This window comes from Micromonospora sp. NPDC050980, from assembly GCF_040653835.1.
Classification (GTDB): Bacteria; Actinomycetota; Actinomycetes; order Mycobacteriales; family Micromonosporaceae; genus Micromonospora.
Genome location: NZ_JBFAGS010000021.1, coordinates 79,436 through 91,769, shown reverse-complemented (window position 1 = coordinate 91,769; position 12,334 = coordinate 79,436). Strand labels below are relative to the sequence as shown.

At 76.4% G+C, this 12,334-nt stretch carries 1 protein-coding gene; it reads left to right on the top strand.

Annotated features, from left to right (window positions below; all coding sequences use genetic code 11):
- The first annotated feature begins 13 nt into the window (after positions 1-13).
- Positions 14-12,322 carry an SDR family NAD(P)-dependent oxidoreductase gene (locus tag AB0H28_RS25025; RefSeq protein WP_358044787.1) on the top strand — a complete coding sequence of 4,103 codons (12,309 nt, stop codon included), beginning with the start codon at positions 14-16 and terminating at the stop codon, positions 12,320-12,322.
- Positions 12,323-12,334 lie beyond the last annotated feature (12 nt).

Below are 12,334 nucleotides of genomic sequence, written 5' to 3'. Positions count from 1 at the left end.
GCGCATTCCGGTGGTGTCGAACCTGACCGGGGAGCCGGTCGAGGAATACACCGGCGACTACTGGGTGCGGCATGTGCGGGAGGCGGTGCGCTTCGCCGACGGCGTACGGTGGCTGCGGTCGCAGGGCGTGACCCGGGCGGTCGAGGTCGGGCCGGCGGGTGTGCTCTCCGCGATGGCACGCCTGACCGCGCCGGAACTCAGGTATGCGCCCGCGCTGCGCAAGGACCGGGACGAGGCCGACAGCCTGCTGCACGCGGTCGCCCAGCTGTGGACCGTGGGCGTGCCGGTCGACTGGACCGCGATCCTGCCCGCCGCACCCCGCGTCGACCTGCCCACCTACGCGTTCCAGCGGGACCGCTACTGGCTGACCCCGATCGAGCTGCCGGCGGCGACGACCGCGGACCCGGTCGAGTCGGCGTTCTGGCAGGCGGTCGAGGGCGAGAGCCTCCACGACCTGCTGCACACCGACGTGCCGGCGTCGCTGAGCGCCGCGCTCGCCGGATGGCGCCGCGACCGGGTCGCGGCCGGCGCGGTCGCGTCCTGGCGCTACGACGTCACCTGGCAGCCGGTGGCCGACCCGGTCGGGCCCGCGTCGGGCACCTGGGTCGTGCTGACCCCGCACAACGGCGTCGCCGACCCGCTGGTGTCCGCACTGAGCGACGCCGGCCTGGACATCATCGAACTCCCGGTCATGCCCGAGGACCTGGACCGCGCGGTCCTGGCTGAGGAGCTGGCCGCCATCGGCGCGGGCCTGGCAAGCCTGGCCGGCGTCCTCTCCCTGCTGTCGCTGGCCGAGCCCGCCGACTCGGTGGTGCCGCACGGCTTCCTGACCGTGGTGCAGGCCCTCGGCGACAGCGGCGTCGCCGCCCGGCTGTGGTGCGTCACGCAGGGCGCGGTCTCGGTCGGTCGCTCCGACCCGCTGCACGACGTGGCCGCCGCACTGGTGTGGGGCGCGGGCCGGGTCGCCGCGCTGGAGTCGCCGGAGCTGTGGGGCGGCCTGATCGACGTCCCGGCCGGCCTCGGCGAGCGCGAGGGCGGCCGGTTGGCCGGCGTCCTCGGTGGCGGTGAGGACCAGGTCGCGGTACGCGCCTCGGGCGTGTTCGTCCGCCGGCTGCGGTCCGCGCCGACGCCGGCCCGACCGCCGGCCCCGCATACGTGGGACGGCACGGTGCTGGTCACCGGCGGCACCGGCGCGCTCGGTGCGCAGGTGGCGCGGTGGCTGGTGGGGCGGGGCGTGCCGCGGCTGGTGCTGACGTCGCGGCGGGGGATGGATGCCCCGGGCGCGGCCGAGTTGGTGGCGGAGCTTTCCCCGGCGCGGGTGGACGTGGTGGCGTGTGACGTCGCGGACCGGGCGCAGGTGGCGGAGCTGTTGGCCGGGATCCCGGACCTGCGGGGCGTGGTGCACGCCGCCGGGGTCGCCGGACTGGGCCTGCTCTCGCAGACCACCGCTGACGAGTTCGCGGAGATCGTCCGGGGCAAGGTCGCCGGTGCGGTACACCTGGACGCGCTCACCGCCGAGCTGGACCTGTTCGTGGTCTTCTCGTCGATCTCCGGCGTCTGGGGCAGCGGTGGCCAGCCCGCGTACTCGGCCGGCAACGCGTTCCTCGACGCGTTGGTGCAGACCCGCCGGGCGGCGGGCAAGGCCGGCACGGCCGTGGCCTGGGGGCCCTGGGCCGAGGCCGGCATGCTGGTCGCCGAGGAGGGCGCTGAGGACTACCTGCGTCGTCGCGGGCTGCGGCCGATGCCGCCGGCGCTGGCGATCCGGGCGTTGGCCGAGGCGGTCGACGGCGACGCCGGTTGCGTGACCGTCGCCGACGTCGACTGGGCGCGCTTCGGGCCGGCGTTCACCGCCTCCCGACCCAGCCCACTGCTGCACCACCTGCTCCCCGTCGACGAGGCCCCGCCCGCGCCGGCGCCCGACACCAACCGGTGGGCCGGCGAACTGGCCGCGCTCGGCCCGGCGGAACGCTCCCGTGCCGTGCTCGGGCAGGTCCGCCGCACGGTCGCGGAGGTGCTCGGGTACGCCGACGTGGACCGGGTGCCGGCGGGTCGGGCGTTCAAGGACCTCGGCATCGACTCGCTGACCGCGGTCGAGCTGCGCGATCGGTTGCAGACGCTGACCGGGCTGGCGCTGCCGGCCAGCCTCGCCTTCGACCACCCCACCGCCACCGCGGTCACCGACCTTCTCCAGTCCCACGTCGGCGGCACCGACACGGCCGCGTCGGTGCCCACCGCCACCGCCGTCACCACCGACCCGATCGTCATCGTGAGCATGGCCTGCCGGTATCCCGGCGGGGTGACCGGCCCCGAGGACCTGTGGCGGCTGGTCGCCGACGGCGCGGACGCCGTCGGGCCGTTCCCCACCGACCGGGGATGGGACCTGGACGCGCTGTTCGACCCCGACGGCAGCCGGGCCGGCAGCTCGTACGTGCGGGAGGGCGGCTTCCTGCGCGACGCGTCGGCGTTCGACGCCGACATGTTCGGCATCTCACCGCGCGAGGCGCTGGCGATGGACCCGCAGCAGCGGCTGCTGCTGGAGACCACCTGGGAGGCGCTGGAGCGGGCGGGCGTCGACCCGACGTCACTCAGCGGCACGCCCACCGGGGTGTTCGTCGGCACCAACGGGCAGGACTACACGACGCTGTCCGCGTCCGCGGCCGAGTCCGAGGGCTACGTCGCGACCGGCACCATCGCCAGCGTCATGTCCGGGCGGCTGTCCTACGCGTTCGGCCTCGAAGGCCCGGCCGTCACCGTCGACACGGCCTGCTCGTCGTCGCTCGTCGCGCTGCACCTGGCCGGGCAGGCGCTCCGGCAGGGCGAGTGCGACCTGGCGCTGGTCGGCGGCGTGACCGTGATGACCACCCCGTACACGTTCGTGGAGTTCAGCCGCCAGCAGGGCCTGTCGTTCGACGGCCGGTGCAAGTCCTTCGGCGCCGGCGCGGACGGCACCGGCTGGTCCGAGGGCGTGGGCATGCTGGTGGTCGAACGGCTCAGCGACGCCCGACGCAACGGTCACCGGGTCCTCGCCGTGGTGCGCGGCAGCGCGGTCAATCAGGACGGCGCCAGCAACGGGCTCACCGCGCCCAACGGCGGCGCGCAGCAGCGGGTCATCCGGCAGGCCCTCGCCAACTCCGGTCTCACCACCGGCGACGTCGACGTGGTGGAGGCGCACGGCACCGGCACCAAGCTCGGCGACCCGATCGAGGCCCAGGCGCTACTGGCCACCTACGGGCAGGGCCGGAGCGCGGAGCGACCGTTGTGGCTCGGCTCGATCAAGTCCAATCTCGGCCACACCCAGGCCGCCGCCGGCGTCGCCGGGATCATCAAGCTGATCATGGCGATGCGGCACGACGTGATGCCGCCCACCCTGCACGCCGAGGAGCGCACCCCGCACGTCGACTGGCGTGCCGGCGCGGTCGAGCTGCTGACCGAGGCCCGGCCCTGGAAGCCGAACGGCCACCCCCGCCGCGGCGCGGTGTCGTCGTTCGGGATCAGCGGCACCAACGCACACGTGATCATCGAGGAGCCGGCCGCGGTCACCGACCCGCAGCTCGGTGTCCCGCCGGTCCAGGGCCGCCAACCGTGGCTGATCTCGGCCCGCTCGGCGCCGGCGCTGGCCGGTCAGGTGCATCGGCTGGGCGACTTCGTGGCCGCCGAGCCGGAGCTGGACCCGGCGGCGGTGGCCTGGTCCCTGGCGACCGGGCGGGCCGCGCTGGAGCACCGCGCGGTCGTGCTGGCCGGCACCCGCGAGGACTTCCTGGCCGGGTTGCCGGCGCCGACGGTGTCGGGCGTGGCGTCCGAGGGCGGCCTCGCGGTGCTGTTCACCGGTCAGGGCGCGCAGCGCGTCGGGATGGGCACCGGCCTGTACGCCCGGTTCCCGGTGTTCGCGGAGGCGTTCGACGCCGTCCGCGCGCGTTTCGACCAGCTCCTCGACGTGCCGTTGCGCGAGGCGATCGATTCCGACGCGATCCACCGGACGGTCTACACGCAGGCGGGTCTGTTCGCGGTCGAGGTCGCCCTGTTCCGGCTGATCGAGTCGTGGGGCATCACCCCGGACTACCTGCTGGGTCACTCCATCGGGGAGATCGCCGCCGCGCACGTGGCGGGCGTGCTGTCGCTCGACGACGCGGTGACGCTCGTGGCCGCGCGGGGCCGGTTGATGCAGGCGCTGCCGGCCGGTGGGGCGATGCTCGCGGTGCAGGGGACCGAGGAGTCGGTGCGGGAAACCATCGCCGGCACCGGTGTGGACATCGCCGCCGTGAACGGTCCGACGTCGATCGTCGTCTCCGGCCCGGTCGAGACGATCGACGCGCTGGCGCCACGGTTCGCCAAGGCGACCCGGCTCACCGTGTCGCACGCGTTCCACTCGGCGCTGATGGAGCCGATGCTGGCCGACTTCGCGGCCGCCATCGCGCACGTCGAGTTCGGAACGCCGCGCATCCCGGTGGTGTCGAACCTGACCGGTGAGCCGGTGCCGGAATACACCGCCGACTACTGGGTGCGGCACGTGCGGGAGGCGGTGCGCTTCCACGACGGGATGACCTGGCTCGCCGCCAACGACGTCACCCGCTGCCTGGAGGTCGGACCGGCCGGTGTGCTGTCCGCGACGGCCGCGCCCGAGCTGACCTACGTCCCGGCGCTGCGCAAGGACCGCGACGAGGCCGACAACCTCCTGCACGCTGTCGCGACGCTGTGGACCGCCGGCGTGCCTGTCGACTGGACCGCGATCCTGCCCGCCCGGGCCCGACTGGAACTGCCCACGTACGCCTTCCAGAGCCGCCGCTTCTGGCCCGAGGCCGCACCCGGCGCCGCCGTCGCGGTGCCCGGCCTGAGCACCACCGACCACCCGCTGGTCGGGCTCGCGGTGCCGGTGGCCGGCGCCGACGAGGTGCTGCTGACCGGCCGCCTCGCCGCGTCCGCCCAGCCGTGGCTGGCCGACCACACCGTGTGGGGTCGCGTGGTCGTCCCCGGCACCGCCTTCGTCGAGCTGGCCCTGCGGGCCGCGCGGCAGGTCGGCGGCGGCCGGATCGACGAGCTGACCGTCGAGGCGCCGCTGGTCCTGCCGGCCGGTGGCGCCGAGGTGCAGGTGCGGGTGACCGCGCCGGACGGGTACGGCGTACGCGACGTGCGCATCCACGCCCGCCCCGCGCACGCTGCCGACGGCCCGTGGACGTTGCACGCCTCCGGGGCGCTCACCGACGCCGGCGCGGACCAGACGTCCACCCTGGCGCAGTGGCCCCCGGCCGGCGCGCGACCGGTCGACCTGGACGGCTTCTACGACCGCCTCGCCACCGACGCCGGGCTCGACTACGGCCCGGTGTTCCGGGGCCTACGGTCGGCGTGGCGTACCGCCGACACGGTCTACGCCGAGGTGGCGGTGCCGGCCGAGGCGCACCCCGACGCCGCCCGATTCGACCTGCACCCCGCCCTGCTCGACGCCGCCCTGCACGGCTGCGCCCTGCTGTTCCCGGCCGACGGCACCGCGCGCCTGCCGTTCGCCTGGTCCGGCGTCACCCTGCACGCCACCGCCGCCACCCGGCTGCGCGTCGCACTGAGCCTGGCCGGGCCGGACGCGGTGACCCTGCGGGTCGCCGACGGCACCGGCGAGCCGGTGGCCACCGTGGACCGGCTGATGCTGCGCGGCGCGTCGGCGGAACACCTGTCCACCGGCGCCACCGGCGCCGTACGCGACGCCCTGTTCCACGTCGAGTGGACGCCGCTGCCCGCCCCCGCCGGCGAAGCCGTCGAGGGTGTGGTGGTGCTGCCGGTCCAGGACGTCGACCAGGCCCTGCACGCCGTGCAGAGCTGGCTCGCCGCCGACGACCCGGCCGGCACGCTGGCCGTCGTCACCCGGGGCGCGGTCCCGGCCGGCGGACCGGTCGCCGACCTGCCGGGCGCCGCGGTGTGGGGCCTGCTGCGATCGGCGCAGACCGAGAACCCCGACCGGATCGTGCTCGTCGACGTGGACCACGACGATCCCGCCACGCCGGCCGTCGTCACGGCGGTCGGCCTCGGCGAGCCCGAGGTGGCGGTACGCGGCGGCGAGTTCCTCGTCCCGCGCCTGGTGCGCGCCACCCCGGGGACCGCCACGCCGGCCCCGATCGACGGGACGGTGCTCATCACCGGCGGCACCGGTGGCCTGGGCGCGCTGCTGGCCGCGCACCTGGTCGAGACCCACGGGGTGCGCGATCTGGTGCTGGTCAGCCGTTCCGGCGGCCCGGCCCCGGAGTTGGACGCCCGGGTGCGGGTCGTCGCGGCGGACGTCACCGACCGCGACGCGCTCGCGGCGGTGCTCGACGGCATCGACGACCTCGCCGGTGTCGTGCACTGCGCGGGTGTCCTGGACGACGGGGTGTTCACCGGCCTGACCGCCGAGCGGGTGGCCGGGGTGATGGCGCCCAAGGCCGACGCGGTGGTGCACCTGCACGAGCTGACGCGGGGCCGGGACCTGGCGATGTTCACCGTGTTCTCGTCGGTGTCGGCGGTGTTCGGGTCGGCGGGCCAGGCGGCGTACGCGGCGGCGAACGCGTTCCTGGACGGCTTCGTGTCGTACCGTCGCGGGCTCGGGCTGGTCGGTCAGTCGCTGGGCTGGGGGTTGTGGGCAAACGCCGCCGGCATGGGCGGTGAGCTGGCCGCGCGACTGGGCGGCGGCATGTCCGACGAGCTGGGCCTGGCGTTGTTCGACGCGGCCCGGCGGCTGCCGGACGGGCACGTGGTCCCGGCGCGGCTCGACCTCGACGCGGTGCGGGCCTCGGGCCAGGTGCCGCCGCTGCTGCGCAGGCTGGTCACCACGCCGGTCCGGCGAGCCGACGACGGCGGCGCCACGGGCACCGGCCTGGCCGGGCGACTGGCCGGCCTCGCCGACGCCGACCGGGACCGGCTGCTGACCGATGTGGTGTGCACCGCCGCCGCTGGGGTGCTCGGCCACGAGTCCGGCGACGCGGTGGCCCCCGCCCGGGCGTTCAAGGACCTCGGCTTCGACTCGCTCACCTCGGTCGAGCTGCGCAACCGGCTGACCGCGGCGACCGGGCTGAGACTGCCCGCCACGCTGGTGTTCGACTACCCCACCCCGGACGCGCTCGCCGGCTACCTGCGCACCGAACTGCTCGGCGCGCCGGCCGTCGCCGCGCCGCGCCGCGCCCGCGCCGCCACCGACGACGACCCGATCGCCATCGTCGGCATGAGCTGCCGGTTCCCCGGCGGGGCCAACAGCCCCGAGGAGCTCTGGCAGCTGCTCCGCGACGGCGCCGACGCGATCGGCCCGTTCCCCACCGACCGCGGCTGGCCGGCCGACCCGGCCGGGTACGCGCGGCAGGGCGGCTTCCTCGACGCGGCCACCGACTTCGACGCCCGGCTGTTCGGCGTCTCCCCGCGCGAGGCGGTCGCGATGGACCCGCAGCAGCGGGTGCTGCTCGAAGCGTGCTGGGAGGTGTTCGAACGCTCCGGCATGGACCCCGGGTCGCTGCGCGGCGCACCGGTGGGCGTCTTCATCGGCGCCTCCACGTTCGGCTACGGCATGACCGGCGGGATGCCCGCCGGCAGCGAGGGCCACCTGCTCACCGGCACCGCCCCCAGCATCATCTCCGGCCGGGTGGCGTACACGTTCGGGCTGGAAGGGCCGGCGCTGACCGTGGACACGGCCTGCTCGTCGTCGTCGGTCACGCTGCACCTGGCCGCGCAGGCGCTGCGTCGCGGCGAGTGCACGATGGCGATCGCCGGCGGCGTCACGGTGATGGCGAGCGCGGGCATCTTCCCGAGCTTCGACAGTCAGGGTGGTCTGGCCGGTGACGGGCGGTGCAAGCCGTTCTCGGCCGACGCCGACGGCACCGGCTGGTCGGAGGGTGTCGGGGTGCTGCTGGTCGAGAAGCTCTCCGACGCGCAGCGGCACGGCCATCAGGTGCTGGCGGTGGTGCGGGGCAGCGCGGTGAACTCCGACGGGGCCAGCAACGGGTTGACCGCCCCCAACGGGCCGTCTCAGCAGCGGGTCATCGGGCAGGCGCTGGCGAACGCCCGGCTGACCCCGGCCGACGTGGACGTGGTCGAGGCGCACGGCACCGGCACCGTCCTCGGCGACCCGATCGAGGCGCAGGCGCTGCTCGCCGCGTACGGCGGTGACCGGGACGGGCAGCCGCTGTGGCTCGGCTCGATCAAGTCGAACATCGGCCACACGCAGTGCGCCGCGGGCGTCGCCGGGATCATCAAGATGGTGCTGGCCATGCAGCACGGCGTCCTGCCCCGGACGCTGCACGCCGATCAGCCCTCACCGCACGTCGACTGGACCGGCAACGCGCTGCGCCTGCTGACCGAGCCGGTCACGTGGACCGCCGGCCCCGGACGCCCGCGCCGCGCGGCCGTGTCGTCCTTCGGCATCAGCGGCACCAACGCCCACGTGGTGCTGGAGGAGGCGCCCACCCGGGTGCCCGCCCCGCCGCCGGTCGAACCGGACCCGAGCGTGGTGCCGTGGGTGCTCTCGGCCCGCACCGCGGACGCGCTGCGGGCCCAGGCCGGCCGGCTGCACCAGCACCTGCTCACCCACCCCGACCTGCGGCCGGTCGACGTGGGGCACACCCTGGCGAGCGCCCGCGCGGTCCTCGAACACCGCGCCGTGGTGCCCGCCACCGCGCCGGACGCCCTGGCCCGCGTCGCCGCCGGTGACGACGCCGGCGCCCCGGCCGGCCCCGGCCGGACCGCCGTCCTGTTCACCGGGCAGGGCGCCCAGTGGCCCGGCATGGGCGCTGGCCTGGCCAGCCGGTTCCCGGTCTTCGCCGAGGCGTTCGACGAGATCGTGGCCCGCTTTGACGGGCTTCGCGACGCGCTCGACTCCGACGCGATCCACCAGACCGTGCACACCCAGGCCGGGCTGTTCGCGGTCGAGGTCGCGCTCTACCGGCTGTTCGAGTCGTGGGGCGTGACCCCCGACTACCTGCTCGGCCACTCGATCGGGGAGATCGCCGCCGCCCACGTCGCCGGCGTGCTCGACCTGGACGACGCGGTGACCCTGGTGGCCGCCCGCGGCCGGCTCATGCAGGCGCTCCCGGCCGGCGGCGCGATGCTCGCGGTCCGCGCGTCCGAGGCCGCCGTCCGGGCCGCGCTGCCGACCGCCGTGGACATCGCCGCGGTCAACGGACCGAACGCGGTGGTCCTCTCCGGGCCGAGCGAGGCGATCGACGCGCTGGAGCCGCGGTTCCCCCGCGCGACCCGGCTGACCGTGTCGCACGCGTTCCACTCCTCGCTGATGGAGCCGATGCTCGCCGAGTTCGCCGCCACGATCGCGCACCTCACCTACCGGGCGCCGCGGATCCCGGTCGTGTCCAACCTGACCGGCGAGCCGGTCGAGGAGTACACCGCCGGCTACTGGGTGCGGCACGTCCGCGAGGCGGTCCGGTTCGCCGACGGCGTCGCCTGGCTCGCCGCGCACGGCGTGGTGCGGTGCCTGGAGGTCGGCCCGCACGGCGTGCTCACCACGATGGCCCCGCAGACCGCCCCCGACCTGCTCTACGCGCCCGGGATGCGGCGCAACCGCGACGAGGCCGCGACCGCGCTGGACGCCGTCGGCCGGCTGTTCGTCTCCGGGGCCGCCGTCGACTGGGCCGCGGTGCTCGACGGCCGGGGCGGGCGCACCGTGCCGCTGCCGACGTACCCGTTCCAGCGCGAGCGGTACTGGCCGGCGGCCACCGGGGCCGGCGACGTCACCGCCGCCGGTCTGACCGGCGGCGGCCACCGGATGCTCGCCGCCTGCGTGCGGCTCGCCGGCGGCGACGGCGACGTCTACACCGGCCGGTTGTCCGTCGACACCCACCCGTGGCTCGCCGACCATGTCGTGCTCGGCCGGATCGTCGTGCCGGGCACCGCGTTCGTCGAGCTGGCGGTGCACGCCGGCCGCGGCGCGGTCCGCGAGCTGACGCTCGCGTCGCCGCTCGTGGTGCCGGAAGGCGGCGCCGTGGACCTCCAGGTCCGGGCCGCCGAGCCGGACTCCGCGGGGGAGCGGCGCGTCGTCATCGCGGCGAAGGCCGACGGCGCGACCGACTGGACCACGCACGCGACGGGTGTCGTCACCCCCGGCGCGGGCGCGGCGCCGGCGTTCGACCTCACCGCCTGGCCGCCGGCCGGCGCCCAGGCGGTCGACGTCGGCGGACTGTACGCTGCGGCCGGTGCCAACGGACTCGACTACGGCCCCGTCTTCCAGGGCCTGCGGCGGGCCTGGCGGTCCGGCGCCGACGTCTACGCCGAGGTCGAGACGACCGACCCGGAAGCCGGCCGCTACGCGATCTTCCCGCCGCTGCTCGACGCCGCGCTGCACGGCATCGGGCTCGGCAGCTTCGTCGCCGACACCGACCGGCCGTGGCTGCCGTTCACCTTCTCCGGCGTCACCGTGCACGCGATCGGGGCCACCGCCGCCCGGGTCCGGCTCTCCCCGGCCGGCACCGACACCGTCGCGGTGCGGGTGGCCGACGACGCCGGTCAGCCGGTCGCGACCATCGACGCGCTGGCCCTGCGCCCGGCCGCCCTCCCGGCCGACACGGACGGGCCGGCGAACGCGTTATTCACGGTGGACTGGATCCCCGCCCCGGCGAGCCCGGACGACCCCGCGCCGACCGCCGTCGTGGTGGGCGACGCGGCGACCGCCGAGCGGCTCGGCCTGCCCGTGGTCGACGAGCCGGCCGCGGTGGCGGACCTCGTGCTGGTGCCGGCGACGTCGGTCACCGACGTCCTCGGCCTGGCCCAGCGCTGGCTGGCCGACGAGCCGGCCCGGCCGTCGCGGCTGGTGCTGCTCACCCGGCTGGCGGTGCCGGCCGGCGGCCCGGTGACCGATGCGGACGCCGCGGCGGTCTGGGGTCTGGTCCGCAGCGCCCAGACCGAGCACCCCGACCGGATCGTGCTCGTCGACACCGACGACGACCCCGCCTCCTGGGCCGCCGTCGTCGCGGCGGCGGCCGGCGGCGAGCCGCAGCTCGCGGTACGCGCCGGCACGGTCGCCGTGCCCCGGCTGGTGCGGGCGCCGGCGCCGGCGCCGAGCGAGCCGGAGCCGTTCCCGGGCACCGTCCTGATCACCGGCGGCACCGGGGCGCTGGGCGCGCTGGTCGCCGCGCACGTGGTGCGGACTTACGGCGTACGCGATCTCGTGCTGGTCGGCCGGCGGGGCGCGGACGCGCCCGGCGCCGGCGACCTGGCGGCCACGCTGGAAGCGCTCGGCGCCCGGGTGACGCTCGCCGCCGCCGACGCCGGCGACCGGGACGACCTGCGCCGCGTCATCGCCGCGGTGCCGGCCGCGTCGCCGCTCACCGGCGTGATCCACTGCGCGGGCGTGCTCGACGACGGCGTCCTGGGCGGCCTCACCGCCGAGCGGGTCGAGCGGGTGCTGCGGCCCAAGGCGGACGCCGCCCGGAACCTGCACGAGCTGACCGCGCACCTCGACCTGCGCTGGTTCCTGCTGTTCTCCTCCGTCGCGGCCACGTTCGGCGCGCCCGGGCAGGCCAACTACGCGGCGGCCAACGGCTACCTCGACGGCCTCGCGTCGCACCGGCGCGGGCTGGGCCTGCCGGCCCAGTCGATGGCGTGGGGTCTCTGGGCGGTCTCCGCCGGGATGACCGGGCAGCTCGACGACCGCGACGTCGCCCGCATCGGCGGCGGCATGACGGCCGCCGACGGGCTGGCCCTGTTCGACCGGGCGCTGGCCGCCGACCTGCCGCACGCCGTGCTGAACCCGCTGGACCCGCGCGCGCTGGCCGGGGCGGAGCTGCCCCCGCTGCTGCGCGCCCTGGTGCCGGCCGCGCCGCGCCGGGCCGGGGAGTCCGCACCGGACGGGCGCGAACTGGCCCGGCGGCTCGCCGGCCTCGACCCGGTCGGGCGGGCGGAGGCGATGCTCGACCTCGTCCGCGCACAGGCCGCCGCCGCGCTCGGCTATCCCGACGCCGCCGCGGTCGAGCCGGAACGCGGCCTCACCGACCAGGGCCTCGACTCGCTCACCGCGGTCGAGCTGCGCAACCGGCTGGCCGCCGCCACCGCGCTGCGGCTGCCCTCCACGCTGGTCTTCGACCATCCCACAGCGGTGCGGCTGGCCGCGGAACTCGACCGGCGGCTGGCGGCGACCGGCCCCGCCGACCCGGGCCTGCTCGACGACCTGGACCGGGTCGCCGGCGGTCTCGCCGTCGACGGGCTGGACGAGACGGTGCGCCGGCGGGCGGTGGCCCGGCTGCTGGCCCTGGCGGCCAGGTTCGGCGGCCCGGACGGCGGCGGGGAACCGGTGGCCGGCGACGGCCTCGACGCGGCCACCGACGACGAGATTTTCGCCTTCATCGACAACGAGCTCGGCGCTTCCTGAGACTGCGGAGGA